Genomic DNA, 26,942 nt, shown 5'->3' with positions numbered 1-26,942 from the left:
TTAAGCTTTGGCGGTTTCCTCAATGGTCATTTCACTGGTTACATTGCGCAAGAAGTCACTGCTCGTCGCTGGAGGCTCGACTTCCTGCAATTCAAAATCCCGTTGTAATAATACATCCAGAGCCTGGAGAGTGAGCACATAGGCCGTCTCGCCATTCTCAGAAACATCGATCAGGGTTTTGTAGTGTTTTTGATAAGACTTCTTCTTTTTCTCAATCCGCTCTGGATTGAACTCACTGATCATGCGCACCAGAGCCGGGTAGATAACGACCGACGCCATTTCATTGCGCAGGTCCTCATCTTCCAGCATGGGCAACAGCCGCAAAACATTCGGCAAGTGATCACTCAGCTCGTTCCTGCAGGGGTTCCCATACTTGGCGTGCTCTTTGTTCAAGTGGGAGAGCATCTCTCCCCTTTTGTAATCATCACCAAAGAGGACATAGCCCAAATCCAAGGTGGTGATCGCCTGAACATCGAAGGTGCGGGTGTAAAGTTCTTGCATGGCATGAACATCCTCCACAGGGAGGTAACCTAGGAACCTTTCCACCAGCACTGACGCCTCAGGATACCTGTGGTTGAGGTACTCCCCCACGGCTCTCACCTTTTGGGGGAAGTCCTCTGCCGGAAAATCGAAGAGGTCTGCAATCACGCGGTAAGGCTGTAAATCCACTTACAACCCCCTGCTGGCTGACTCTTCTTTGAAGCCGAAACCGGTGCTTCCTTTTTTGTCGCCAGTGAACTCCAGCATTTCGATGGCGTGTTCACGGTGGGCGGCAGGAATCACAAAGCGGTCGTCAAACTTGGCCAGAGACGTCAGGTAGTAGATGTCATCTGCCGATTGAGGATCAAGATCCACCTCGCGGAGCATCTCCATCGCCTTGGCCTCGGGCACATCGCCCACGGTCTTCCAACGGCGGTACACACGAACAGCCATCAGCTTCTTCAAGCGGTCCTTAACCATACCCTCGTCGCCGGCACTAAAGAGACTTGCCAAATACTTGAGCGGCATCCGAGCTTCGTCGATGGTACCAAAGAGCTCTTTGGTCGTGGTGTTATAAAGCCATGCATCGTCCCACACTTTGGAGACAGGATTCATTTTTGAAGTCTGCTCCGCATTGTTCACCTGCTTCAGCGAGGCCATCACGGGAAGAAGAGGTGGTACGTAAAAGAGCATCGGCAGAGTACGGAACTCAGGATGCAGAGGCAGAGCCAATCCCCACGTCTTGACGAACTTGTAGGTGGGCGATGACTGGGCCGCCCAAATGGTGGAGTCGGCAATACCGTTTTTCTTGGCTTCAGCAATCACCGTCGGATCAAAAGGATCCAGGATGACGTTCATCTGCTGATTGACCAAATCTTTGTCGTCGGCACTGGCTGCTTTGTGGATTTGGTCTGCATCGTAGAGAACCACACCCAAGTAGCGAATACGTCCAACACAGGAGTGCATACAAGCGGGAGCGTAGCCAGACTCGATACGTGGATAGCAGAGAATACACTTCTCAGACTTTCCAGAAGACCAGTTGTAGTAGGACTTCTTGTAAGGACAAGCCGTCACGCACATCCGCCAGGCGCGACAGACGCTCTGGTTGATCAGCACCACACCATCTTCACCGCGCTTGTAAATCGCACCTGAGGGGCAAGAAGCCACGCAGGCAGGGTTCAAACAGTGGTTACAAATTCGCGGTAGGTAGTAAAAAGACAAGCGCTCCAGCTGGAACATAGCTTCCTGCTCGGCCGGACTCAGGTCTTTCATGTTGGGGTCCTGACGACCGTGATCGGGAGTTCCGCTCAAGTCATCATCCCAGTTGGGACCCATCTTAATGTCAATGGGCTCACCCGTAATCATAGAAACCGGACGGGCTGTGGGCTGAATATCCATGGCCGGGGACTCAATGAGGTCCAAATACTTGTAAGTAAAGGGCTCATAGTAGTCATCAATGACCGGCATATGGGGGTTGTGGAAGATGTTCACCAGGGACTTGCGGTGGCCAGCTCCTTTGAGCTCAATGCCTCCCCCGCTTTGTTTTTCCCAGCCACCTTTATAGATGTTCTGGTCTTCCCATTTAGTGGGGTATCCGGTTCCCGGTTTTGTTTCCACATTGTTCCACCACATGTACTCAGCGCCCTTGCGGTCTGTCCAAATATTCTTACAGGCAATGGAGCAAGTGTGACAGCCAATGCATTTGTCGAGGTGAAATACCATCGAGATCTGTGATCTAATATCCATTTTTATTTCCTCTCATTAACCAAGTTCGCCAAGTTGCCTTAAAAAATGACTTGATCCATTTTCTTAATCGTCACGTGAGTATCGCGGTTAGGTGCAATCGGGCCCCAATAGTTAAAGTGGTAGCTAAACTGCCCATAACCTCCGGCCAGGAAGCTCGGCTTCAAGTGAATGCGGGTGAAACTATTGTGTCCTCCGCCTCGCTTGCCGCCGCGAACCTGGGTGCGCGGGATACCTGTCGTTCTCTCAGGCACGTGATAGACAATACAAACACCTTTGGGGATCCGCGCACTGACACAAGCTCGTGTACAGTACACACCGTGGTCGTTATAGACCTCCACCCAGTCGTTGTCGTTAATGCCCATCTCTTTGGCGTCAATCTCACTCATCCAGCAGGGCTCACAACCGCGAGACAAGGTCAACATGCGGTGGTTTTCCATGTAGGTGGAGTGGATGTGCCACTTACCATGAGGAGTCAAACAGTTAAGAATTCGCGCCGCTCCCTCTTTTACAGTTTCCTTGAGGTCACCATAAAGCTCTGGTTTAGGAGATGGCTTGTAAGTGGGCAGGTGCTCACCGTAAGCAAGATACATCTCGTGGTCCAGATAGAAGTGCTGACGACCGGTCAAGGTCCGCCACGGCACCATCTTCTCCGTGTTATAGGTGTAAGGAGCATAAGCTCTGCCATCCGTCATCACACCTGACCACAGGGGGGATGTGTTGTAACGGCGGGGCTGAGCTTGAAGATCCTTATAAGTGACGCGGAAATCCTCACTGCCCTTTGCCAGATCAATCAGCGGCATCCCCGTGCGGGTTTCAGCTTCTTGGTAGGCGCGGACGTTGAGTTTTCCGTTGGTCAAACTCGACAGATGAAGAACCGCGTTGGCCGCAGACTCATCTTCCTTCAATGAGGGATAGACCTTGCCGTCCATGCGCTCAACGGGGAAGTGGTTAGAGACCACCATTTCATCGTAGGCATCTTCACACATATAGTGGTTACCGTGTGCGCCCAAGCCTTTGGTTTTGATATTTTCACCTAGGGCGATAAACTTATCGTAGAGCTTGGTGTAATCCCTGGGGACCACGGCAATGTTGTGCATGGTCTTACCCGGAATGGCCTCACACTCACCCAGGTACCAATCTTTGATATCCTTTTGGCTGATCTCACCAGCCGTGTCGTGCTGGATGGGCACACAAACGATGTCCTTATAGGTACCGGTCATGTACTTCTCGGCCATTTCGCTGGTGGCCTTTGCCAAACACTTAAAGATATCCCAGTCATTCTTGGCTTCCCACACCGGCGCAATCGCACGCGACAGCGGGTGGATGAAGGAGTGCAGATCCGTACTGTTCAAGTCGGCCTTTTCGTACCAGCTGGCAGCTGGAAGAACGATGTCCGAGTACAGGGCTGAAGAATCCATACGGAAGTTCAGATCCACAACTAGGTCCATCTTACCAGTAGGTGCCTGCTCATGCCACTTCACTTCTTTGGTGTGCTCTTCTGCATCCACGGCGATGGAGTTGTGATGAGTGCCCAGGTAGTGCTTCAAGCAGTATTCCTGACCCTTCATACTTCCAATAATGGCATTACCACGCCAGATGTACCATACGCGAGGGAAGCTCTCTTCGGCTTCGGGATCGCCCACGCAGTACTCAAGCTTTTTCGACTTCAGTTTATCAAGAACGTACTTCTTGATGGCCTCATCATCCTTGGCGCCATTGCTTTCGGCCTCTTTACTCAGTTCAAGAGTGTTTTGCTTAAACTGAGGATAAAAAGGCATCCAGCCCATGCGCACCGACTTAAAAATGGTGTCGGCGGTGTGCATGGCGGTCAGATCATTCTTAGGTACAGTGTTGTACTTAGAGAACTGTCCATCATAGCGGTACTGAGAAGTGTTGATATAGTGCCAGAGAGGAGCTTGCTGAAGGCGAATCGCCCCCTGCCAGTCCTTACCGAAGGCAATTGTTCCCCAAGAGTCCTGGGGCGCCAGCTTTTCCTGACCCACGTAGTGGTTAAGACCACCACCATTGACACCCACACAACCAGTCAGCATCAGAGCCATGGCTCCTGCGCGGTACATGAGGTTCCCATGATACCAGTGATTGATCGCCGCACCGACGATGATCATACACTTACCTTTGGTGATCTCAGCTGTGTCAGCCCACTCACGAGCGAACTGCAACACGGTTTCTGAATCAATACCGGTGAAGATCTCCTGCCAGGCGGGAGTGTAAGCGGCGTTCTTGTCGGTGTAGTCTTTGGGATAAGTACCGGCAAGGCCACGGCTCACACCATACTGACCCATACACAGGTCGAACACGGTGGTCACAGGCACTTTACCGTTAACGGTGTCGATGTAACGAACCGGAACGCCACGCTTGTCCTGACGATCCAAACCGTACTCAATAAACTCCGTCTGAAGGACGTCGTCGTGCTTATCAATAAATGTCAGCACCGGGTTATAAGGCTTGTCGTCGGCCGAGTTCTCGAACTTCATGTTCCAGTTGCCCTTTTTGGAGGCCCAGCGGTCTCCGCCAGAGCCTTTAGGGATCACGAAGTTACCGGTGGCCTCGTCTATGTTGAGGAATTTCCAGTCTCCGTTTTCCACATCCTTATATTGGGCAATTTCATTGGCGCGAATCATGCGGCCAGGAACATAGTGCTCGCCTTGCTTTTCAAGTTTCACCAGGAAGGGGCTGTCTGTGTACTTCTTCACATATTCAGTGAAGTACTCGGATTTCTTCTCGTGGTGGTACTCTTTCAAAATCACATGGGTGACGGCCATCCAGAAGGCACCATCACTACCGGCATGAAGAGGAACCCACTGATCTGCGTACTTACACACCTGACTGAAGTCAGGAGAGAAGACCACAGCCTTGGTCCCATTGTGACGGCTTTCGGCAAAGAAGTGACAATCAGGAGTTCTTGTCATGTTCAAACAAGCGCCCATGTCGGCAATCATCTTGGCGTTGTACCAGTCGGCACTTTCACACACGTCAGTCTGCTCGCCCCAGATTTCAGGGAAAGCGGTGGGCAAATCGCAGTACCAGTCGTAGAAGCTCAGGTTGATTCCACCAAACAACTGGAGGAAGCGGCCACCAGCTGCGTAGCTGAGCATGGACATGGCAGGAATGGGAGAAAATCCCGTTACCCGGTCAGGACCGTACTTTTGCGCGGTGTAGATGTTGGCCACAGCCATCAGTTCCAGAACTTCGTCCCAATGGGCGCGGCGGAATCCACCCTTACCACGGGCGTTCTGGTACTTTTTGCGCTTTTCTTTGTTGGCCTGCAGGGATTCCCATGCCTTGAGGGGGTCACCGCCGCACTTGCTCTTCTCTTCGCGGAAAGCATCGATGAGGGCGCCACGAATCAAGGGGTACTTAATTCGCAGAGGACTGTAGAGGTACCAGGAGAATGAAATTCCCCGCTGACATCCACGAGGCTCATAGGGAGGCAAATCACCCTCAAGCAGAGGGTAGTCCAACTGCTGAGTTTCCCACACCACAATTCCGTCTTTTACGTGGATCTGCCAGGAACAACCGCCTGTGCAGTTCACACCATGAGTACTACGCACAATCCGATCATGTTGGAATCGGTTACGGTAAAACTCTTCCCACTTACGCGTCTCTGGTGAAATGATATCTTTAATCCAGCTCATACTGCTTTCCCTTACTTAGTTGTTAATTCCAAAACCAATCATTAACGGGACCGAATTTGACGGTCGAAAAGTTCCTTGTTCACTGACTCCTTCTTGCGTCCGGCCCAGATCAAAGAGAAGAAGATCGCAAAAACGATGAAACCCACAACGCCGAATCCGAAGAGCTTCGGTCCGTAATTGATGGTGGCTTCGCTCTGGCCTTTGGAACTTACGTCTTTGAGGAAGGCCATAATCGCTGTGACCTCTTCATCCGAGAACCCACGACCTTGATAGGCGGCCTTCATCGCCGGAAAAGGAATGCTTCCCAATATCCCTTTAACTCCAGCTTCACTCAATCGGTCGTAAGCGCCTGTGAGATCGACAGCCAAGGATCCGCCAGTAAAGCTCTCTCCGTCGGTGACATTGTGGCAAGACAAGCAAGCGGCTCCGCCTTGCTCAAAGCGTTTAACGCCCGTGAACAGCTCACGCCCGTGGGCAATTTGCTCCTCAGTGAACTCGCTAGGCGCAGCCTGGGTCTCTTCAGTAGCGGCGGTGTCACCTCCACCCGCTGAACCTTCGCTTGCGACATAGGCCAAAATCGCTTTTATCTGAGCGTCCGTCACATCCTGGTTGGGCATGACCATTTGGAATTCTGCCACCAGAGCCTTGGCATCCGCATCACCCTTGTTGACCATGGATTGTGGCGACTTAATAAATCCAAGTAACCAGGCCTCGCTGCGTTTTTCGCCAACACCGGCCAAATCCGGGCCTACCAAGCGGCCTTTACCAATGTTGTGGCACATGGCACATTTTGCTTTAAAGAGTTCACCCCCTTCGGGATTGGCATGACTCACTTGAGAAAGTAAAAGCAGCGAAGAGGCTGCCACCAATATCTTCATCACTGTTGTTTGTTTAAAAAGACCCTGCATAGTTTGCTTACCTTTCAATATTAGGTAGTGATCACAATAGAGTGAGGGTACGGCGGTTCTCAATTGGCTTCCATTAAGTGCATCAGGTGAAAACCTGATCTAAATCAGGTTTATGCCAAACATAATGAACACAAATGAAGCGCTTGCTTTCATTGCTATGCGTTACTCATCGGGAAACCAAAGACTACAAAGGCTTAGCGAGAATGGGTGATTTCGGTCAGAGTCTGTCAATGGCTAGCCAGACTTTTGGGAAGGGGATGAATTCCGTAGGCAAAACCCTGTGAATTGATTACGCAAAGCGTTCTTTTGGGAAATTGTGACCCGATAACTCAGCCAAAAGCCAAAAAACTCCGAATAATTCCTGGCAGATGCCCCATTTTTAGGAAGGTTTTCAGCGCCGATGATCAAAGCCTTTCAGGACAAGCTTTACAGCGCTCCTTTGCTCTGGCGGCTAATGGCTGCCATGGCCTTGCCTGTCTTAGCCATGACCTACTTGGCCACGGAAAAGGTGGCGGTCAACATTTCCACGGCATTGGAGATGGACGCCCTAAATCAAGACATTGAATTCACCATTGGCTTTAGCTCCATCATCCATGAACTGCAAAAAGAACGGGGTTACTCTTCGGCCTATGTCGGCTCTCAAGGCGAGCTGTTTGGCTCGGAACTCAAAGATCAGCGGAAACAGACGGACAAACTCATCGAAGATCTCAAACGCGTCGCCAAGAAGTCCAAAATGACCAGCTCTCACCTGCAGGAAGAAACCCGGGCGGTGATGGCCCTATTCGATACCCTGGCCGGGGTGCGGGCAAGAATTGACCTGAACGAATTGTCCTTTGACGAAGTTTATGCGTTTTATTCGAGCTGCAACACCCTCCTCCTTCATGTCATCGGCGAGGCGGCCAGTCACTCAACCAATTCCAAGATCAATCATTTGCTTCACACTTACTCCCTCTTGCTCAATCTCAAGGAAGTGGCTGGTAAAGAGCGAGCCTTGGTCAATCAACTCCTCACCTCCCGCTCTCCTCAGACACGACACGTCCGCCAGTGGACTGAGCTTGTGGGAGCACAAAGGACTTACGAGGATTCCATCAAAGATTCCTCTCAGTTTATGAGCTGGGACCTTCAAGGGCAATACACCAAAGTGGTGGTCGCACCTGAAACACAGACCTTTCTAGCCTTGCGCGACCGAATGATCCATGACAACTTTTCCTCCCAATCACAAATCTCCGCTCGCAAGTGGATCCTGTTGAGCACCACCAGAATCAACGGTATCCGCAGCATTGAAGCCAGGCTCGCTGACCATATCCGCCGTGAGTTGTCCTGGGCCACTTGGCGGGCCTACCGAAATCTTTTGCTCTCATTGCTGTTTGTCATCGCTGGCGGCATTATCATCCTCTACCTGAGTCACCAAGTTGTGTTGAGTATTCTTTCACCTACCCGGGCTGCCCTGGTGACGTTAAGAAAGCTCGTGAACACTGATGAAGAGAACTCCTCCCAGGAGGAGCAGGCGAATTCCAACGACTCTCACCAGGAGGAGCTCAATGAGCTTTTGCTTGGCATCGTTCAACTCTCTGCCAGAATCGAGCAGAGCCAAATTGATCTCCATCGGCAAAACGAATACATCCGGGCCACCATCAACTCCCTTGGGGAAACTCTTTTAGTGTTTGACAGTGCCTCCCGCCTGGGGCGAGTCAACGACCCCGCCTTGGAGATCTTGGGCTATGACCGCAAGGAGTTATTGGGCGAAAAGGCCAGTCGCCTATTTCGCGACAACAAGACCCTACCCGACTGCGATGACTTCAAGCAAATGCAGAGCTTAATTGCGTCAGGCAAACTGCGCGACCATGAAACCTATCTAACTACCAAAAGCGGCGCCCACATCCCCGTCTTCTTGACTGGTACTCTTTTAAAAGGCGAAGGCCAATCCATCCTCGGCTATGTGCTGTCCGCTCGCGATGCGCGACAATCAAAAATCATTGCTGATCTCATGGATGCACAACGGGAGCTGGACGAAATGGCGAAATTCCCTCGCCTCAACCCATCTCCCGTCTTGCGGCTCGATAGGAATGGCAAAATTGAAGTATTTAACCCAGCCGCGTCCCGGTTTTTTGACGAGTCTGATCTCAACGGGAGGTACTGGACAGAGGTATGCTCGGGCATAACACCCAATCAGCTGGTTCAAGTCGCTTTGCTTGGAAATTCCTTCGAGTGCGAGGTCACTCAAAATAGACGAACCCAAAGGTTTCTACACACCTATTTGGCTGAAACCGGTCATATTAATATCTATGGATTTGATGTGACCGAACTCAAGAGGGCGGAACAAGAACTCCACACCTCGGCTCGCTTTTCCTCTGTCGCCGAACTCGCCGGTCAAATTGCCCATGAGATCAACTCACCCTTAGGAGCTATAATTCTTGGGGCAGACCTGATCAAGCGTGCCTTCGAAAAAGGGAAGCTGGACGAGACTTTGCTATTTAAACACCTAGACACCATCATCAACGTGGCCGAGCGGATCTCACGGATTACAACCAATATGAGGCGCCTGGCCCTTGGCATCAACAACACGGAGTTTACCCCCTTTACCATTAATCAACTTCTCGCTGAAACCGGCTCCCTGATTGAAGAAAAGGCCAAAGCCCAGTGCGTGGAATTACGCATTTTACCCGACCCACAGGAACTGGTGGCCTTTGGCAACGAAATGGGTCTCAGCCATGCACTTTACACTCTTATCAACGATAGCTTCAAAAGGATCGCTGATGAAAGGGAGAAGTGGGTCGAAATCTCAGCCAGCGAGACCGCCGACAAGATCCTCATCCACATCCGCAGCAGCGGTCCAGGCCTCTCGCCCAAAGACGCGTCCACAACCAATGAAAACCCTGACCTTCACGGCCTCGAAGAAGGCGAGGGCTACGGCGGCCTCTCCGTGGCCAGAGAAATCCTCCTCCGCAACAAGGGCTCTTTGTCCGTCGACAGTGACGACCCACATCACCATTTTGTTATGATGATTGCCAAAGAAACTGGGCAGGGCCAAACATCATCTTCCGCTGCCTAAAGGAGAAACCTTTCTTCGGATCTCCCAGGTTAAGATTTTCGCAGCTACAGAATCTCTTCGTGAAAATACTTGAGGTGGATCTGTGGCTGTAAACTCTGGTGAAAACTCTCCTGGACCAGACTTTTGATTTTCTCGTGTAAGCCATCGAGAGACAAGGCCTCAAGGCTCAAACTCTCGCCCACTGCGCGGGCAAAATAACGTTCACCAGGGAAGACCTTCACATGAAAGGTGATGGTGTTACGAATGGGGTGGGCCGCCCACTTAAAGACAAAATACCAGTGGGTGGCCGCGCCCGCCACGACAAAGATGTGAAAGACTTCATGAGGCCCCATCACCCCGGAAATGAGCACCGGCCAACGCAAAAACTCTAAAACGGCACCGAAAGAATAAAGCAAGCCCCCCCAAAGGAGATATCGCGAGCTGGAGTCGCCAAAGCTGCGGCGAAACTTCCAGCCGCTAAACACGCCAATCCAGCCCAATCCCAAATAAAAGCTCAAGGTGAGCCATTCTGGAATCTCAGAGAAGAACACCACTTCAAGAACCAATCCAGTAATGGCAATGACCCAGACCAAAAGCAAGATCCCCCAACGCCAAAGGCCACGGAACAAAATCGCATGAATGGGCGTGAAAGTCCCCGCAATGAGAACCCAGATGGCAGCATGGTCAAGGCGCTGAAAAACGGCCCGAGGCACACCTCCTGGCTCAAGCAGGTGATACACCCCGCTCATGGAAAAAAGAAAGATTAGGGAAAAGGAAAAGACACCTAGCGAGAACAACCTCCCTTTACTCCCTTTGCCTCGACGACTGAGAAAATAAATGCCAACGGCCGCGACTGTGGCTGCCAACAAGTGGGACCAACAACTAAATGGCTCGCTAAAACCAGGAATGGGAATGATATTCATCAGCCGGCAACCTCCTGAAAATTTCTTGCCCGCCTTTGCGCGTCAACCTAGACAAAAACTCACCAAGAGCTTTTCATGGCCTTCAACTTTAGTACCCTTGTAGGAATGAAAAACCCCGGTCTTCGTACATTATCAGGCTCTCTCAATAAGGCAAAAGATTTAAGCAGCCGATTTTGTCGAAGGCCCTTTGAACGCCTGGAGATCCATCAGTACCTCCATGGTTTTTGCTGCTGCCCCAGCTGGCTCCCCACCTATGGCGGCTGCCTAGAGGATATGGAACTGATGGAGCTGTGGAATAGCCCCACCATGCAGGATATTCGACGGTCGATTCACGATGGTTCATTTGACTATTGTGATCACCAACAGTGCCCCTTCATTCAAAACAACTCTCTGCCTTTAAAGTCTGAGATCGATGATTATTTAGAGTCCATCATCAAAAACCAGCAGACAGTCCTTCCAACTCCACCCAATGAAATGGCCTTGTGCTATGACTACAGCTGCAATCTTTCATGCCCGAGCTGTCGCACAGAAAAGACAGGTCTGAAGAAAGGTCCGGAGTACGATAAGAGGATGAAAATCACCAAGGACCTGATTGCTTTACTGCAACAGTATTCCCCGGACTTTTATATTCGCCTTTTGTTTTCTGGAGGGGGGGACCCATTCGCCTCGCCCATCTTTATGTACCTCCTTAAGAACCTCGATCCACAATGGTGCCCGCAGATCCGTATCACTCTTCTCACCAATGGAACTCTTCTCAGCAGATCCACATGGGAACGGCTGGGTCCAGTGACTGAGCTCATTGATTCTGTGTCTGTCTCAGTTGATGCAGCAACACCTGAGGTTTATTCACAAGTCAGAAAAGGAGGGTCCTGGCAACACCTTCTTAGAAACCTGAGCTTTTTGGCCTCACTTCGTAAGATGAAAAAGCTCCGCACGTTGAGCTTGAACTTTGTGGTGCAACAGATGAACTACAGGGATATCCCTGATTTTATTCAAATGGCCCAGGACTTAAAATATGTGGATGAGGTGTTTTTCTCCCTGGTAACCAATTGGGGGACCTGGTCCGATGAGGAGTTTGCTCAGCAGTCGATTTGGAACGAAAATCACCCCGAGTTCACTCAGTTTTTAGAGGTTCTGAAATCGCCCCTTCTAGAGTCGCCCAAGGTATTCTTAGGAAATCTCAAATCCTATCGAGAGCGGGCCCTAGCCTCCCGTGACCATCGCCCGGGCGAGGCCTCACCTCCAACAACCTAGGAGCGGCTGGAGATGATGTCTCGAAGTTCATTCTGGATCTGCACGGACGAGCACTCCAGCCCATTCAATCGGCTGAGGATTTCTCCCGTGGACAGGCGCCCCACCTGGTTTTCCAGCTCCTGGCAGTCGTCCGCAGCGTCAAGAGCTCCCACGTTCAGAAAGGCGTTTTTTAGAGCATGGAGATGATCGCCCACACTTTCCCTCTGTCCTTCGATCAAAAGGGAGCGCGCTAAGACCAATCTCTCTTGGACCCGGGCGGAAAAATACACCGCCAACTGATGAACAAACCCTGCACTCGCCTTCTTTTCGTGTAGGAAGTAAGAGTCTAAGATCTCAATGTGAACAGCTCCCATCATCCACCTCCTTAGTTAGCAAAATACCTTTTAAGACGGCCCATCGTAATAGGTTTGGCGATAAACTCGTCGCAGCCTACTTCCATGCATCTGGAGCGGTACTCTTCCGTATTGCTGGCCGTAACAGCAACAATGTGACTGGGCGGACACTCGCGCCCTTGCTCCAGTCCACGAAGCCGCTCCACCGCACTAAAACCATCGATTTTTGGCATTCTCATGTCCATAAAAATATCCGAGTAGCAATTCGTCTGACAGAGCATCTCGGCCTCTTCCGCCCCTTCGGCAGCATCACAATCAATGCCAAAAAAACGCACCATCTCACTTAGAATAAAGCGGTTTTCCTCCAAATCGTCGACCACCAATACTCTTCGCGGACATTCGTGAGTCGAAGAGCTTATAATCCCATTCAAAATGTTTGTCCGCTCCCGTGGAAGCCGACAAGCCAAGACTTCCACGGGATAGGAGAATGTGAAGCAAGAACCTTTGCCCAGCTGACTTTCCACATGAATCTGTCCGCCTAGGTTGTCAAGAATCCGCTTGCAAATGACCAATCCCAATCCTGTTCCACTTCTCTCGGCCGAAATTGGGTTACCCGCATGGTGGGCACTAAACAGAACTTGCTTCATCCCTTCAGGGATCCCAATCCCCGTATCCTCCACACATCCCCTTAATTCAAAGTTCCCATCGTGGATTTCCTCCACCGACAAAGTCACCCTGACCTCTCCCTTGTCGGTGTATTTGACCGCGTTCCCCAACAGATTGACCAACACCCTTCTCAGAGCCTTTTCAGATGAGCGGACCATCCATCCACGAGTATCGGCATCTAGAACCGAATGAAGAGCAACTCCCTTGTCCCTCGCCAATGGCTCGATGGTGTTAATGCAGGACTCAAGAACCTGGTCGACATTGAAATCTTTGTCGCTATCTTCAAAGCCACCATTGCCGACAAACTTCAATTCGAGAACGTCGTCAATCAGGGCCAGAAGGTTCTCCGAACAGGCGAGGACATTTTGCACCAAGGACTCATGGGTAGAGTCGTCCTTCCTATACCTCAATAACTGAGCAGCTCCGATAATGCCATTGAGCGGAGTCCTAAGATCATGACTCACGGACTCAAGAAATTCCAACTTGGATTTATGGACCCTCTCCATTTCCCGCTTAGCCTGCCGAAACTTAATCTCCGACTCCTTCAAGGGAGTCACATCAGTGACCAGCCCATGGAGAACCACTTGCCCGGACTCACGAACTCCAACGATATAGGACTCCAACCACTTTCCTTCATAAAAGAACACCTGCCTGCTCGACCGCCCAAGATTTGCCTTTTCAATACAGTCTTCCAGTTTTGCTTCAGCTTCGCCATTTAGCCCCTCAAACAGATCCAGGATCTTTCGGCCTGCCCAAAGATCTCCCGCGTCGCCCAAAAACCGTTCTGCGTTGCCTATTACATTATAGACAGTCGCCCCATCGCGACTGATCCACATACAGATCGGCAAAACACTTGTCGCCAGTCTTAGACGCCCCTGCAACTCGAAACACTTAGCATAATAGGAGCGCTTGAGTGCCGCACACCGGAACAGTCGCTCCAACCTCGGCCGGCCGAAATCACCTTTGACCAAAAAGTCCTCGGCACCACTCCGCAAGGCTTCGTCCACCAAGCCCGGATCACCCCTATCTGCCACAACACTTACAGATAACTCAGGAAACTCCATCTTAATCTGATTTACCGCTGCCAGCCCTGAGCCATGGGGCTGCTTCAAATCCAAAATCGCCAAATCATAGGTGTTCTGGCGACATGCCCTAAGACCCGCCTGAATGCCGGTCACTGAATCGCAGGCGATTTCCAATTCATCAATGTAGGACAGGAGAATCGACTGCGTGTCTTCATCCTCCCCTCCAATAATAAGGCCCCTCAGTCTCTTCATGATCCCTACCCCCCCGATCAAGAACCCCTATCCAAACTTGTTCTTCTGGGCAATTCATAAAATGTGGAGTTTTCCCCACATTCTCTGTTCCGTTTTTCACTTATTGTTGACCACTCAAAGATGAACTCTCACTTATGTTGAGCTAGGCTGAACTGACAAAGTGCCTCTATAACTACAACTAGGATGGTGGATGATGTGTGCACCTACTTGTTCGATGAGCCCAGCCCTCCAATTCGGCTCTTCAGTTTTGGTCATCGACGATGATCCCTTTTCGCAGCGGCTCTTTTCCAACTTGCTCACGAGTATTCTTGGAGCTCCACTATTACGCGTGGCGGGAACCTACAATGAAGGCCTCGATACTCTTTTCTCTGAGTTGCCACCTGATCTGCTGATTGTTGACCTGTTTTTAGATGGAGCCTATCGCGGGTCTGACCTTCTGCTTGAAGCAATGAAAGTTATCACCTTGCCCTGCACGTTAATCGTCTCAGTGATCTCGCAAAGGGAATTTATCCAGAACTATCCTCCCAGCTTGGCGCAAATCCCATTTTTAACAAAGCCATTGTCCCTTTCGGCACTCAAGGCCCAGCTCAATCAAATGCGCGTCATTCCTCAGTAACACTCATCTCCAATTGTGTCTCAGAACCAGGGGCTTCATCACTCTTGTCGTTGGGTACTTCAACAATTCGGTAGCCCACACCATGAACAGACCTGATCATTTCACCCTTGCAACCTAACTTCTTTCTTAACTTGCTCACATGAGTGTCGACACTTCTGGGGTAGATGTACAAATCATCACCCCAAACTCGACTGAGCATCTCATCCCGTGAGAAAACTTTATTGGGTTCAGAGGCCAGCAGACCCAGGATCTTAAATTCAATGGGAGTCAAATCCAGTGGTTCCCCAGAACTTTCATTACCCACCTGGACTTCCATGGTTTTAAAGTCAATTTGAATACCGCCGAGTTCCACGCTTGCACTATTGGCATGGTTTGAGCTTCGTAACTTTGCATCGATGCGAGCCTTTAACTCCACCGAGTTAAAGGGTCTTTGGATGTAGTCGTCGCCACCAATTGAATAACCCAAGATGCGGCTTTCGACTGAACTCCGCGCAGTAATAAAGATCATAGGGGTACATTGATCCTTTTTCTCCGTCCTCACCCAATCGCAAAACTGAAATCCATCGCCGTCTGGAAGGCCAATGTCGAGTAAAATCAGATCTACATCTGAGTTGTATAATGACATCGCCTTTTTCACTGAATCAGCCCACACGAGCTTGTGGGACTTTTCGAGCAGACTCCGGAGAACAAAATAGTTCTCTTCCAGATCCTCAACCACCAGGATATTAGCCATCACATCTCTCCAAAATTGTGCATCTAGGTCTCAATAGAGCAGGACTTCGGTCTGCGCAATTGATTTTGGATTAAGTCTTGATCAAGTAACCAAATCCTGACAAACATCCCTCTTTTATGTAGATTATTTTTGTTTATTGCACAGCGAATAAGGGAGATCTCAGTCAATATCCACCCCTTTTCGCGAATTGTTTTCACTTTTCGACGTTACTTGCGCCAGCAACTATTTCCAGGTCACCGGAACTAACTTCCCCGTTGCGCCGTCAATAAAGGTGTTGTCGCCCGCCAATCTATGACCAATGCTGAAGCGAATCGTTTTCGGTTGAAGAGCCAAAATACAGGTGAGACTTTCCCTCTCAGCATAGTGATAAAGATGAATCTTACCGACTCGGTATTGAATCTCGATCGACTGGGCCACGGGACGGTAACAGCCGTCTCTATATATGACCAAGGCCTCAATAACGGATGTTTGCGAGAACTCGTCAAAGTTCAAAGATTGAACCTGCTCGATGGGAATGGCCACTGGGCCTGCCTGGCTTGCCAAACATAATAACACCGTTGTCACCGCTACTAGATATTTCATTGCACTCTCCTTTTGTTGTCCCGGCACTCCCTCTAATCCAGGGAGTGCCCCAAGTTGCTCTACCCTTTGTAGGTTAATCTCTATCGTTTAGCCGGCATTGAGCAGATCCGGGGTGTACACCATCCCCAGTTCCAGGGCCCGATCATTGTCAAAGGGCAAAATAGTGTCGTCATCAAATAGTGCCCCCCTAAATCCACACCTTTCGATGATACAATCCGACAAGTTAGCCCCGCGAAGATCGGAATAGCTGAAATTACTCCTCCGCAAACGAGCTCCCTGAAGGTTGATCCTATTCAAATCTACAGACGAGAAGTCACACTTCTCCACCTCACAGTATTCCAGGTCCGCATTCCGAAAACTGGCACCGTAGAAGTCGGTGGACTTGATCAAGCTGCCAATCAGGTTCACGCCCTCGAAACTGGAAAAGCGAAACTCAGACGAGACGATGTTAACAAACGACATATACCGTCTGCGAAAATCGGCATTATTATAGGTAACCCATTCATAGTCCCGCCTGGGACCAGAGCCTTCGAGATCCTCAAGAGAATCGGCCTCTTCAACGAACAAATCAGTCATCAAATACACATCCTCATCATCCAACAAATCCCTTTTATCCTCCAGATAGTCCATTGGTCCCCCTTTGTTTATTTTTACATGAGGTCTTATATACAGAGGAGACACCTCAGTCTTGTTGGCTTTGTGTTCAATTTTGTAGATTTCGCAACCGTGCACCGGCGATTGATTAGAAATCTCCCCATTATTCAAGCCACTAAGTCATGCTTTCATTGAGAATTAGCTGTAGGTTTGAATTGCAATAAAGGGGGGAAATATTATGTTGAACTTACTTATATACCTACCAGCAACTCTAATTGTTTTGTTTTTGGCCGCGTTGCTTTTTTTTGCTCTGATGGTCGGCCTATCCATGAAAGCCCTTGTTAATGAGGATTTTGATCAGATTCCTTAATCCGCCAGGCAACTGGCTTGTAACATACCCCATATCCCCATAACAAAAAAAAGGAGGCCATCGGAAGGCCTCCTTTTTTGATGTTAGAACCATCAGTGGGGTGATTTAAGCTGCAAGATCACGAATCCATTCGTCCACACGTTGGACAAAGGTTTCTTCAGCCTCATCATGAACATTATCCACAGCTATGACTTCGCCATGTGAGTGCCCATTAAGAGCCACAGAGAGGGAGACAATCTCATATTCAACCTGAGAAACTCCACCATAGTAACAAGGAACACAACCCAGTTGCTGGAGCTCGTCCATCACTGCAAGCAACTCGCGGATTTTGTCGCAGACCTTTGTCTCTTTACCATTGCTCATTGCAGACCTCCCTGTCAGTAGAGTTGAAATCAGTTTTTTGATGACAACTGTTATAGACGATTGATCAGCGATGATCCTCACCACTTGGTGAGAAAACTGTTATGATATTTTGACAAAAGGCCTTAACCTCAAGATCAGCCAAAGATTTGATTGCCTGACCTTTAAGATCGGGGAAGCGAAAGCCTCCATCATATGACAATTTAACTCATGTCCCTTCTACTTGTGCCCCAGACGAGAACAGTCCTTCAGCTTTGCGATTGCAGCGAGCATTGCCGAGTAAAATGAGGCGCAAGTGTTTCGCGGCACCATCTCATAGCGCAGAGTCGCATCTTTGACTTCATAGTCAGCTGCCGAAGCTGAGTCATAGACGACGTTTTGGGTTAAATTCTGATTGTCGATGATCCCCACATACATAGTGGCTTTGGCAAAGCTGAATTCGTCGGTACTGCATGGCTCAGAAGAAATCACCTGGCCTAAGCTGAGGTGAAGCCTTGCTTCAGGGACATCCCCATCGGCGGGGATGGGATCGTAGCCCTTTTCCTTCAAAAGGCTCATCACCGCAGTGTCCTTATATGTGTCGATAACGGAAATGGTGCAGTTGGGTTGAACTGTGGCTTGGGCAGCCATAGCTATGAAAACGGCGAGAAATGTCATGATACCCCTCATGATCAAACTCCTTATTTTTAGTTTGTTTGTTAACTAGTTTCCTTGGGACCTGCCTACCACTGGATTTTAACAAATTGTTACTATCGTTTTTACTATTGCAATTTGGTGACGATTATTAATCAGGCTAATGTGAACTTTTCAGCCAGAGTGGGCTGTAAAACGAGAATTAGCAGGTACGCTTCATCTGCCGGCACCAAATAAAAAAACCATCCGGTTGGATGGTTGATGCCCTTCCTGAGTATGAGGACTTGGCCAAGCGCTCGGTTTCGCATCACGCTCACCCTCCGCCTGGCCACCCTCGTGCCCCTAGATCTCGCATCCTGCTCGATCTGCAGCCACTGGCTGCCGGGTCACTCGCTTCAAGTCCTCTTGCCCGCACCAAATAAAAAAACCATCCGGTTGGATGGTTTTTCTATTTGGTGCGGGCAAGAGGACTTGAACCTCCACAGGGTTGCCCCCACTAGAACCTGAATCTAGCGCGTCTACCAATTCCGCCATGCCCGCAGACCTTGGTCTGTAAAAGAGCGCTCTTCATAGCACAAGGCTTGAGAAAGATTCAAGAATCATCCGGCAGCGGGCAAATAATTCTGCCCATTGGAGGCGATCCAGGCTCGCCATAGGTCGCGCCCATTAACCGAGAATTCACCGTTTTTTAACCTCGACGTGGATTTTCTGGCCTCGCGCTAAGCCTTTAATATTCCGAAAGAAACTTGAGATCGTAGTACACAAAGAGGTTCGTGAATGGGAGCTGCTCCCGCCGAAAAACAAGCCCCAGCCCTTGAGGCTGTGGCCCTATTTATTGCCAAAGATGACCAATTCAACCGGGCCATCCTCAAGTACCTTTGGCAAAATGGGGTTGAGGCCATGCTGACTCACGATTTGGCCGAAGCGCAGAAGATGGTGATTCAACACCTGCCTGACTTTGTTTTTGTTCCTTACGATCATCCCAAGTACACAGAAGTCGCCGCCTTCGCCCGCAAGTTTGGCCGCCTTAAAAGCACCCAGTTTATTGCCTATGCGGAAATGGAAATCGCCAATGCGGTGGCCCGCATTTCTCATTTTCCCACCAAGCGGGCGATTCACCCTCCCGTGACGGGAGAGAGCTTTCTCAAACACATCAAGGCCGTACTGGCTCACCTGCCCGACTACGCAATCTTGCGCCAGCAAAAGCAATCCCTCATCAACAACATGAAGTCCCAAGTGACCTTTGATCCTTCGACTCTGGGGCATGCCATACAACGGGCCTTGGCAAAGGTTTCCAAACCCGATCTCAATACCACACCGGAAAGAATTGGCATCACCACCCGGGTGTGTTGTGCCACCTTTGATGCTGACTTTTACAAGGGATATCTGGTCGGCGTACAAGGCGGCGACATGGAATCGGAGTTTCAGTTCTTTGAACAATTCCGAGATTCATTTGGGGAATTTCTGCGCGAAAAGGGCATTCAGCTGCCCAATTTGAAATTCAAGCAGATCCGGGTGCGCAAAACACCATTCAGCGACTGGGCACAGTCCAAGGCTTCGATCTTTAAGATGTCCTTCCATGAAAACCGCGAAACCGCTTTGGCATTCTTCGAAGCTCCGAGCTCTGTCGTCAGCCCCTTGGGCAAAGTGGAAAAGAACATGGCTCCTCTCGCCATCAAGGACATTGAGATCAACTCCCCCTTACCCGTACACCTCTATCTCTACTCAGCAACTGCCTTTAAATACAATATCTATCTCAAACGAGGAAGGGCCTTCAAAAAGACCGACCTGGAAAAGCTCCAGAGCATGGGCGTGACCAACCTCTATGTCCATCAAGACGACATCAAACCATTCAGAGAGTTTATGTTGCAGAACTTTCTTGAGGATTCGGTCGAGGCCTTTAGCGCTGAAGTTAGCGCCAGAGAGTTGGCCGAAAGAACTCGCATGTCGGGTGAGCTGGAAATGGCCAAGGTTGTCCAAGACGCTCTTTTCCCGAAAAACACTTATGAGGACGAATTCATTAAAATCAAGGGCCACTACCGCACATCCAGTGAGTGTGGCGGAGACTGGTGGTACTACAATATCACCGAAACCAAAGCTTACTTTTGGATTGGCGATGCCACCGGACATGGTGTCCCCGCTGCTCTAGTGGTGAGTGCGGCCCGAGCCTCCTCAAGCCTTCTTCGCCACTTTCCCGATCTGTCGATTAGTAATCTCATGTCGATTCTCAACCATGCCATCTATGGGGCTTCAAATGGCAAAATTCTCATGACCTTCTTTCTAGCGAGTCTCGACCTTAACACCGGAGAACTGTGCTTTTGCAATGCCAGCCATGAGCCCCCCATGGTCTTCCCCGTCAAAACCAATCTGAAGAAGAAGGATATTGTGCCTCTGATGGGGCACACAGGTCCACGACTGGGAGAGGATTTGAACACGGTTTACAAAGAGGAATCTCTAACTATTCAACTCCGAGATCGCATCTTCTTTTACACGGACGGCATTCCTGAGTTGGTCAATAAAACCGGCGAACAGTGGTCCGAACAAGAAATGGTTCGCTCACTCCTCAAGAGTTTCCAAAAGGGGCCTGGAGTTGAAGCCGCAGTGACCGATTTAGAGTCGAATGTGGAAACCTTCCGCAAAGGCACGCCGCTGGCCGACGACATCACCTACTTCTTTATGGAATTCAAAAAGAAGCTGACCTAAACTCAATCTTATTCTACCTGCAGGTTCGTCGGCACACCAGGCGGTGTATGGTCTTCGCCCATACCCTCTTTATACACGTGAAGGACCCAGTCGTTATTATCCGGCGTGGTCAATGTAATATTCTGTCCGCCACTCACCTGTGACAGCTTCGTCACGGCCCCCGTACGCGGGTTGTACCACTCACGGACAAATGTGCCCTCAGCCTGAGTGAGGTTGAGGCTGATGGTACCGCCCGACTTGGCCCACACCACATATTCGGTGCCGGGATTGGCCAAACACCTGCCTCCCGTTGCCAGGGAGTCATTGGGTGCCATTTTGTCCAGCAGTTTGATCCTCTGGTTCACAAAGCGACTGGCGTGGCCAATCCAACTAGCCCGTTCAAGAACGGCTGCCTTGTTGCCGTTCTTGACTTTGGGATCATAGACCATCACCCCGGTTTGCGGCGTTTCCTGATCTTCGTCGTTGTGATGCATATAGTGACCGCCACTGATCAAGGCCTTCCACAAATTGTCCCTCATACCCTTGCCTCGGTAAGGGCTCTCTTCTAACCCCAGATGGGGGCGGAAAGGCTTGCGGAAAAACTCGGCCTTAGGGTCGGCTCCCTTTTCGTTGACAATGTCCACCTTAGAGCGGCGAGCATTGTGATCACACCACAGGACTCCCCGCTTGCGAAAGAAGTTGGCAAAGTGATCGCCGCCATTGCCCTCGCTATAACTATGCTCGTCCATGAAAACAAAGTAGACGTTGCCAAAGGGCTTAGTTTCATTAATCAGTTTTTCGCTAAACTTCTCCCAAATCCACTGAGTCTTCTTGCCACTTGACCAGCTGCCCGACCAAGGCTGATTGAGAACCTCCGTTCCGGGACTGCCCAGCACCTGTACCTTTTCATTGTCCGTGAGGTGCCCACCATTGACAGAGTTAAAAGGGTGATAGGCCCAATCGGGACGGCTGCTGGTATCATGCTTGGGCCAACCGAAAAACACGGTAATACCGACAATCATGTTTTTGCTGGCGGCCAGGGCCACCATTTCTTTCAATCTCCGCCAGTAGCCGTCTTCATCGAACTGTCGAAGATTCCAGTCATAGAGCTGGTCCGTGGCCCGGGAGCCACTCGTGTTCCGCGCCCAAGGAGTTACGCCTGGATAGACATAGTTATATCGGGTCTCGACCCGGCTGCCATCCTGTTTCTGACGGGGAGCCACAAAGGACCACACGTGGATAGAATTGACGCCGCGATTGGCATTGTCGTTAATCCAGGCCTTATGGTCCACATTGGCATTTTGCATGACCACCTGGGTGCCACTGTCGCCAATCAAAGCCACGGTTTTCCCCTTATAGGTGAAGTAGTGGCCACTGGGACTGATCTTGAGATCTTGGGCCATCGCCTCCGGAAAATAGGACAACGAGAGACTGGGAATTACTAAAGCCAAGAACACGATGGCCTTCACGACTTACCTCACTTCCTTGGGGACTGCGGGGGACTGTTTACCCTCGTTGCCTGATAGATCATAGGCCGAGACCGCGAAATAATAGGTCCCGGGAGACAAGCCGCTTAAATTGTATTGAGTTTCCATCCCCACATTGACTCTTATGATGTCTGCAGCCACAGACAGAGGAGCATCGGCGTAATAAAGAGTGAACCCAGCCAGGTCGTTGAGTGGATTGCCGTCTTCATCTTCAAGAGGTGCTTGCCAGCTCAAGTGAGCCTGGCCAGAAAACGGCATGTTGTCGTTTTTGGAATTAAACTGGTGAACTTCAAAGCCCTCTCCACAGGAGAACAGGCTACATGTTAGAAATATCAACCCGCAAAGAGAGGCCTTCATGGAATCCCTTTCTCGAAGGCGCCTCCCATTCCCAACCTTATCCATTATTATAATGGAGACGCTCTCCATTATCCCAGCAAATTCTGCTGTTCACTTTTTTGACATTCGTAAGCAATTCGATTGAATCAATCACCTATGTAGACAAATTCCATTCCCTAGCCGGCTTGTGCACTTTGATTGAAAACCACGCGCTGCTCGTTGTACTTCACGGGGCACCATCCTTGCTATAACCATTGGTATGATGAAGAGACGGATCTCTTTTTTCTGCTTAATGACTGGGATTGTGACTTCTGGCCTCGGCTGTGAGGGGGAGTTTGACCCAAACGCTTTCACTTCCCACTCCAGCAGCAGTGAGCCTCGGCTACCCCCGCCGCCAAACCCCAACAATCCACCACCGACGCAACAAAATGGACAGTTAGCCGTAAGTATCACCTCACCCCCTCCGATGAGTCGGGCCACAGACTCCGTAGAAATAATGATCGACGCCAAGGAATCAAAAGGGGCCACACCAGTCGTTGAACTGCTGGTGGATGGCAAAACCATAGGCGAATTACCCTCTCCCCCTTATGAGTTCCATTGGGATTCCAACCAATCGAGCGAAGGACGTCACCAAATCACCGCCCGAGCCAAAGCCAATGGCCAGCATCTCGATGTGAGCATGGAAGTGGTGGCCATCCCCCGTTCCCGCTACAAAGGACCTTACCCACCCAGTACTCTGGTCAAAGCGATGAGCCTTGATTGGAGTTCACACAAGCGAAAGGCCGATGGTGCCGACAACTTTCCGGTGACCTGGTGTGAAGACGATCATCAATACACGGCCTGGGGTGATGGCTATGGATTCGCCCGAACGGGGCCTAAATATAGCTTGGGTTTCTCGCGCATCGAAGGCGGGGCTGACAGTTACTACGCCCAGGATATTGTCGGCGGCAATGCCGGTGGCACCGACTTAGTTGGCAAGTCCTATGGAATCCTTTGTCTGAACGGCATACTTTATATGTGGTACAACCCGGGAAGTGGTGCCGATGGCTACAAAGAACAACGTCTCTACACTAGCACCAATAAAGCAAGATCCTGGTCCCGTCGTTCAGTGAACTTCCCGCGCAGTGACAACTTGGTCAACCTCACCTTTGTCCAATTTGGCCGCAACTATGGCGGTGCCAGAGACAACTTTGTCTACATCTACGCCAATCACATCAAGGACAGCAGTGGTTTGAAAGTACAAAAGCCGGGAGAGATTGCCCTCATCCGCGTGCCTAAAGACAAACTGGAAGATAGAAGCGCCTACCAGTTCTTTTCAGGGCTTGATGGCAAGGGTGCGCCCCAGTGGGCTTCTCAGGCTAATAGCCGCCAGCCTGTTTTTCGCGATCCAAACGGGGTGGGCTGGAACACCAGTGTGACATTCAATGCTGGCATTAAGCGCTACATCCTGATGACGGAACACAACACCACCTTTAAAGGTTACCTGGGGGTCTTTGAATCTCCAGAACCTTGGGGACCCTGGTCGATGATTGAATACAAACAATATGGGGGCATCCCAAATACAGCCTTCTTCTGGAATATATCGAACAAGTGGACGAGCTCTGATGGGTCGAGCTTCACCATGATTTTTACCGGAATTGGTGCCAATGACTCATGGAACACTGTTAACGGCGTCTTCACTCTGTATTGAGGCCGGCAAAAAAGATGGCCGCACATCACATACGGCCATCGCACCACCAACAATCAACAACGAGGTCGCCCGTTGTTAGCTTGTACAAACAGGGGGAGCCTAGCAGCTATTCACCTCCATTGAACTAAGGACCGGGCACTTGAAATAATTTCAGCCACTCCGGAGGCCCCAGGCTCCAACCCGCTGTAAGAGATGCCGATTTCCCTGGAACTCCACCCTCCAAACTCATAGACTGGACCAATGAAAGAGAAATTCGAGGTTATTGCCCGATTTACCGATGAACCCGAGGCCCAGCTGGCCAAATCCTTTTTAGAAAGCCAGGGCCTCACTTGCCACCTGAGAGACCGGTTTACCATTGGCGTAAATCCTTTTTACTCCAATGCCCTCGGAGGACTGCGCCTAACTGTCCTCAAGGAAGACGCACCCCGGGCTCGGCAGCTACTTCTTCAGGCCACCAACCGGCAGTTCGAGCTGAGCGAGGACCAGGATCCTCCCCCCGGACTGGCCTGCCCCAATTGTGGCAGCGAGGAGACTGAATACAGCCCTGATCATCGCAAAGGCTGGGCGATTGTTATTCTCTGGCTGATCTCCATCCCCTTGCCTTTTTTGGCTCGCGATCGCTGGCTGTGTCGCAAGTGTCAGAACGAATGGCATGTCAGCCACTCCCAGCACCCACTCAATTACATTATTCCCATCCTGCTCATGACGGGGCTCATCTTGTTTTTTCACCGCTATCTCTCGGGAGATTGATCATTTTCCTGACACTCCCATTTTCGTTTTTATAGGGTCTCCCTGGCGTTCTACCGACCGCCTCAGATCGATGGTATCTCCTCTGCTTTGGGTGAGGGGAAAATCAGGTTATTGAGGTTGGACGCATGAGATTGAAATTTTCCCCTGCACGACTATTGAGTCAGCTTCTGATTCTTTGTCTTGTCATCGGTGTCGCCCACCAGGGTGGAGCCGTTGATTGTCGGGACCTTTCTCGCTCCCCAGATCGCCTTGAGCGCCTCAGTGATTTTCCAGTTTTATCACCGTCAGCCCGCCAGTCTCTTGCCTCGGGCCCCAAGGCCGTTACCACGTGGGAATCCAGACGCCGCCAAGGCAAGCCGGTGCTTGCCCTCGCGATCAGCTCCTTCAATCTGGCCATGAAGGAAGTCGAAACCATTGAGAACTATCTGCACTACGAACACCGGGCTCTGTGGAACATTCTCCGCGCCCGTGATCCCAACGTCAGAGTTCTCTTTGTGAGCTCAGATCCTGTTCCCAAAGAGGCTATTGACCATATGCTTGAGAGCCTTCCCCCCGAAGAAGGGCGCGCTGTACGTTCACGGATTGATTTTGTCCATGTTGGTGATCGTCGCCACGTTTACCTGACGGACAAAATCCTTGATAGCCCATTTCTTCAGGCCCAGATTCTCCTGCGCGGCTCAAAGTTATTGGGTGAAGCAGTGAGTGGCGACAATAGCCTTCTGTTTCCTTACAACGTCACCCCTGAAGTGGTGCAAATGGCAAAAAAACTGGGCGTGGAGTTTGTTGGCTTAAGTCCCGTCCTGACCCAGCTTAACTCCAAGAGCCTCAATCACGATGTATTTGCTTCGACTCAAGTCCCCCACCCAAAAACATTTGCTCATATTAAGAGCCAAACTATTCTCGCTGGTTCAGTGTGGCGCCTTTTTAAGGAAGATCCTGAACTGCAAAGTGTCTTTACCAAGACCAACAACGGAACCAGTGGCCAAGGGATCTTTGATGTCACCCGGAAGGAACTCAAAGCTGAAGGCTATCGGGATGACATGAATCGTGCCGAGGCCATTCCAATCATTATTCGCGTTCTCCGCCGCAAAGAACAAAATGATGAGACGTGGGATGAGGTCATGGTGCGCTCGCAAGTTGACGGAGCCGTGGTTCAGGAGGGTATTCCTCACAAGCGAGTCCCATCGGCTCAGCTCTATGTTCATGCCGATGGCCGAGTGGAGCTCTTGAGCACTCATATGCAAAAGATTGAAGACAAGGCCTATGTGGGCAGTAGCTATCCGGCCTACCCTAAAGATCCACAGCTGCAACAAAAGCTCGAGAGCTACGCCATTGAGTTGGCCCGCACTCTCGCCGACTATGGGGTTCGCGGACGCATTGCCTTTGACTTCTTTGAGGTCAGCCTCAAAGGTCGAGGCAAAAGCACTCCCCGATCAGACTTTGTCGTCGGCGAGGCCAACATCCGCGAGGGCGGCACCACCCACTCATGGGAAATTCTCAACCGCCTGCTGGAGACTCACCACGACCCTAACCTGGGAGTGATGGTGAGTGAGGTAACGGGAAAACCCGTTTATTATGAAATGACTGATGGATACAAAACGCCCTGGCTGGAGACCAAATCCACTGCGGACGTATTTGCTCTCATCAATACCCACCCAGTTTGGCGGCGTTTGAAGTTCAACCGAGAGACCGGCGAGGGCATTCAATTACATATGACTGAGGCCATTGGTGAGTTTGGCAAAGTGGCCTACACCGCATCGGCCAGCACTCCTGAAAAGGCCGCAGCTCTGTTTAAGAGCATGGAAGCCTTCCTCCGCTCACTCAAATAGGGTACCC

21 protein-coding genes and 1 tRNA gene are annotated in these 26,942 nt (G+C 50.6%); 7 read left to right on the top strand and 15 right to left on the bottom strand.

Annotated features, from left to right (window positions below; translation table 11 throughout):
• The 4 genes from H6624_03890 to H6624_03875 are packed head-to-tail and all read right to left on the bottom strand — an operon-like array spanning nucleotide 1 to nucleotide 6,790.
• Nucleotides 1–669, bottom strand: a complete 669-nt coding sequence (locus H6624_03890) for a hypothetical protein (GenBank protein MCB9083455.1) — start codon at nucleotides 667–669, stop codon at nucleotides 1–3.
• Nucleotides 670–2,226, bottom strand: a complete 1,557-nt coding sequence (narH, locus tag H6624_03885) for a nitrate reductase subunit beta (GenBank protein MCB9083454.1) — start codon at nucleotides 2,224–2,226, stop codon at nucleotides 670–672.
• 38 nt (nucleotides 2,227–2,264) lie between these two features.
• Entirely contained in the window at nucleotides 2,265–5,882 is a 3,618-nt protein-coding gene (locus H6624_03880; GenBank protein MCB9083453.1) for a nitrate reductase subunit alpha, read from the bottom strand.
• Nucleotides 5,883–5,923: 41 nt separating this feature from the next.
• Complete coding sequence (locus H6624_03875; GenBank protein MCB9083452.1) at nucleotides 5,924–6,790, bottom strand: c-type cytochrome; 867 nt, start codon at nucleotides 6,788–6,790, stop codon at nucleotides 5,924–5,926.
• Nucleotides 6,791–7,190: 400 nt separating this feature from the next.
• Between H6624_03875 and H6624_03870 the strand changes: the two genes are divergently transcribed.
• Nucleotides 7,191–9,842 carry a nitrate- and nitrite sensing domain-containing protein gene (locus H6624_03870; protein ID MCB9083451.1) on the top strand — a complete coding sequence of 884 codons (2,652 nt, stop codon included), beginning with the start codon at nucleotides 7,191–7,193 and terminating at the stop codon, nucleotides 9,840–9,842.
• 44 nt (nucleotides 9,843–9,886) lie between these two features.
• On the opposite strand, the gene H6624_03865 is transcribed toward H6624_03870, so the two are convergent.
• Nucleotides 9,887–10,747, bottom strand: coding sequence for a hemolysin III family protein (locus H6624_03865; GenBank protein ID MCB9083450.1), 861 nt, complete (start codon nucleotides 10,745–10,747; stop codon nucleotides 9,887–9,889).
• A 72-nt stretch (nucleotides 10,748–10,819) separates the two neighbouring features.
• Here H6624_03865 and H6624_03860 point away from each other — a divergent pair, with 72 nt between their 5' ends.
• On the top strand, nucleotides 10,820–11,998 hold the full coding sequence (locus H6624_03860) for a radical SAM protein (protein ID MCB9083449.1): 1,179 nt from the start codon (nucleotides 10,820–10,822) through the stop codon (nucleotides 11,996–11,998).
• On the opposite strand, the gene H6624_03855 is transcribed toward H6624_03860, so the two are convergent.
• Both H6624_03855 and H6624_03850 read right to left on the bottom strand, forming a co-directional pair.
• Complete coding sequence (locus tag H6624_03855) at nucleotides 11,995–12,354, bottom strand: Hpt domain-containing protein (GenBank protein ID MCB9083448.1); 360 nt, start codon at nucleotides 12,352–12,354, stop codon at nucleotides 11,995–11,997. The genes H6624_03860 and H6624_03855 overlap by 4 nt on opposite strands.
• 8 nt (nucleotides 12,355–12,362) lie before the next feature.
• Entirely contained in the window at nucleotides 12,363–14,273 is a 1,911-nt protein-coding gene (locus H6624_03850) for a response regulator (GenBank protein ID MCB9083447.1), read from the bottom strand.
• 190 nt (nucleotides 14,274–14,463) lie between these two features.
• Between H6624_03850 and H6624_03845 the strand changes: the two genes are divergently transcribed.
• The gene (locus tag H6624_03845; GenBank protein ID MCB9083446.1) at nucleotides 14,464–14,889 is read left to right on the top strand and encodes a response regulator; all 426 of its coding nucleotides are present in this window, start codon (nucleotides 14,464–14,466) and stop codon (nucleotides 14,887–14,889) included.
• On the opposite strand, the gene H6624_03840 is transcribed toward H6624_03845, so the two are convergent.
• The 6 genes from H6624_03840 to H6624_03815 all read right to left on the bottom strand — a co-directional run bounded on the left by H6624_03840 (nucleotide 14,876) and on the right by H6624_03815 (nucleotide 18,701).
• Nucleotides 14,876–15,622, bottom strand: coding sequence for a response regulator transcription factor (locus H6624_03840; protein MCB9083445.1), 747 nt, complete (start codon nucleotides 15,620–15,622; stop codon nucleotides 14,876–14,878). The two genes, H6624_03845 and H6624_03840, sit on opposite strands and share 14 nt — an antisense overlap.
• A 222-nt stretch (nucleotides 15,623–15,844) precedes the next feature.
• Nucleotides 15,845–16,204 (bottom strand): hypothetical protein, encoded by a 360-nt coding sequence (locus tag H6624_03835; protein MCB9083444.1) that lies wholly within the window; start codon nucleotides 16,202–16,204, stop codon nucleotides 15,845–15,847.
• A gap of 87 nt (nucleotides 16,205–16,291) precedes the next feature.
• Nucleotides 16,292–16,834, bottom strand: a complete 543-nt coding sequence (locus H6624_03830; protein ID MCB9083443.1) for a pentapeptide repeat-containing protein — start codon at nucleotides 16,832–16,834, stop codon at nucleotides 16,292–16,294.
• 439 nt (nucleotides 16,835–17,273) lie between these two features.
• Entirely contained in the window at nucleotides 17,274–17,531 is a 258-nt protein-coding gene (locus H6624_03825; protein MCB9083442.1) for a hypothetical protein, read from the bottom strand.
• A gap of 216 nt (nucleotides 17,532–17,747) precedes the next feature.
• Nucleotides 17,748–18,197: a hypothetical protein gene (locus tag H6624_03820; protein MCB9083441.1), complete on the bottom strand. Its 450-nt coding sequence runs from the start codon at nucleotides 18,195–18,197 to the stop codon at nucleotides 17,748–17,750.
• A gap of 417 nt (nucleotides 18,198–18,614) precedes the next feature.
• A tRNA-Leu gene (locus tag H6624_03815) sits at nucleotides 18,615–18,701 on the bottom strand.
• 237 nt (nucleotides 18,702–18,938) lie between these two features.
• Between H6624_03815 and H6624_03810 the strand changes: the two genes are divergently transcribed.
• Nucleotides 18,939–20,864 (top strand): serine/threonine-protein phosphatase, encoded by a 1,926-nt coding sequence (locus tag H6624_03810; GenBank protein MCB9083440.1) that lies wholly within the window; start codon nucleotides 18,939–18,941, stop codon nucleotides 20,862–20,864.
• Between the two features lie 8 nt (nucleotides 20,865–20,872).
• Here the strand turns inward: H6624_03810 and H6624_03805 are convergent, their stop codons facing one another.
• Nucleotides 20,873–22,312 carry a hypothetical protein gene (locus H6624_03805; protein ID MCB9083439.1) on the bottom strand — a complete coding sequence of 480 codons (1,440 nt, stop codon included), beginning with the start codon at nucleotides 22,310–22,312 and terminating at the stop codon, nucleotides 20,873–20,875.
• A 3-nt stretch (nucleotides 22,313–22,315) separates the two neighbouring features.
• Complete coding sequence (locus H6624_03800; protein MCB9083438.1) at nucleotides 22,316–22,687, bottom strand: fibronectin type III domain-containing protein; 372 nt, start codon at nucleotides 22,685–22,687, stop codon at nucleotides 22,316–22,318.
• Nucleotides 22,688–22,970: 283 nt separating this feature from the next.
• Here H6624_03800 and H6624_03795 point away from each other — a divergent pair, with 283 nt between their 5' ends.
• From H6624_03795 to H6624_03785, 3 genes are all read left to right on the top strand, one after another.
• Nucleotides 22,971–24,356, top strand: a complete 1,386-nt coding sequence (locus H6624_03795) for a DUF4185 domain-containing protein (protein MCB9083437.1) — start codon at nucleotides 22,971–22,973, stop codon at nucleotides 24,354–24,356.
• A gap of 240 nt (nucleotides 24,357–24,596) precedes the next feature.
• A complete protein-coding gene (locus H6624_03790; protein MCB9083436.1) occupies nucleotides 24,597–25,106 on the top strand; it encodes a DUF2007 domain-containing protein in 510 nt (169 codons plus the stop codon).
• A gap of 125 nt (nucleotides 25,107–25,231) precedes the next feature.
• A complete protein-coding gene (locus tag H6624_03785) occupies nucleotides 25,232–26,935 on the top strand; it encodes a hypothetical protein (GenBank protein MCB9083435.1) in 1,704 nt (567 codons plus the stop codon).
• Nucleotides 26,936–26,942 lie beyond the last annotated feature (7 nt).

The sequence above is a fragment of the Pseudobdellovibrionaceae bacterium genome (assembly GCA_020635075.1).
In the GTDB taxonomy this organism is placed as follows: Bacteria; Bdellovibrionota; Bdellovibrionia; order Bdellovibrionales; family UBA1609; genus JADZEO01.
The sequence above is the reverse complement of the archived record's forward strand: the minus strand, read 5'-3'. Positions and strand labels throughout refer to the sequence as shown.

Coding starts and splice junctions, on each gene's coding strand:
- narH (MCB9083454.1), bottom strand. CDS start 2,226: ATGGATATTAGATCACAGATCTCGATGGTATTTCACCTCGACAAATGC.
- H6624_03880 (MCB9083453.1), bottom strand. CDS start 5,882: ATGAGCTGGATTAAAGATATCATTTCACCAGAGACGCGTAAGTGGGAA.
- H6624_03875 (MCB9083452.1), bottom strand. CDS start 6,790: ATGCAGGGTCTTTTTAAACAAACAACAGTGATGAAGATATTGGTGGCA.
- H6624_03870 (MCB9083451.1), top strand. CDS start 7,191: ATGATCAAAGCCTTTCAGGACAAGCTTTACAGCGCTCCTTTGCTCTGG.
- H6624_03860 (MCB9083449.1), top strand. CDS start 10,820: ATGGCCTTCAACTTTAGTACCCTTGTAGGAATGAAAAACCCCGGTCTT.
- H6624_03855 (MCB9083448.1), bottom strand. CDS start 12,354: ATGATGGGAGCTGTTCACATTGAGATCTTAGACTCTTACTTCCTACAC.
- H6624_03850 (MCB9083447.1), bottom strand. CDS start 14,273: ATGAAGAGACTGAGGGGCCTTATTATTGGAGGGGAGGATGAAGACACG.
- H6624_03845 (MCB9083446.1), top strand. CDS start 14,464: ATGATGTGTGCACCTACTTGTTCGATGAGCCCAGCCCTCCAATTCGGC.
- H6624_03840 (MCB9083445.1), bottom strand. CDS start 15,622: ATGGCTAATATCCTGGTGGTTGAGGATCTGGAAGAGAACTATTTTGTT.
- H6624_03835 (MCB9083444.1), bottom strand. CDS start 16,204: ATGAAATATCTAGTAGCGGTGACAACGGTGTTATTATGTTTGGCAAGC.
- H6624_03830 (MCB9083443.1), bottom strand. CDS start 16,834: ATGGACTATCTGGAGGATAAAAGGGATTTGTTGGATGATGAGGATGTG.
- H6624_03825 (MCB9083442.1), bottom strand. CDS start 17,531: ATGAGCAATGGTAAAGAGACAAAGGTCTGCGACAAAATCCGCGAGTTG.
- H6624_03820 (MCB9083441.1), bottom strand. CDS start 18,197: ATGAGGGGTATCATGACATTTCTCGCCGTTTTCATAGCTATGGCTGCC.
- H6624_03810 (MCB9083440.1), top strand. CDS start 18,939: ATGGGAGCTGCTCCCGCCGAAAAACAAGCCCCAGCCCTTGAGGCTGTG.
- H6624_03800 (MCB9083438.1), bottom strand. CDS start 22,687: ATGAAGGCCTCTCTTTGCGGGTTGATATTTCTAACATGTAGCCTGTTC.
- H6624_03790 (MCB9083436.1), top strand. CDS start 24,597: ATGAAAGAGAAATTCGAGGTTATTGCCCGATTTACCGATGAACCCGAG.
- H6624_03785 (MCB9083435.1), top strand. CDS start 25,232: ATGAGATTGAAATTTTCCCCTGCACGACTATTGAGTCAGCTTCTGATT.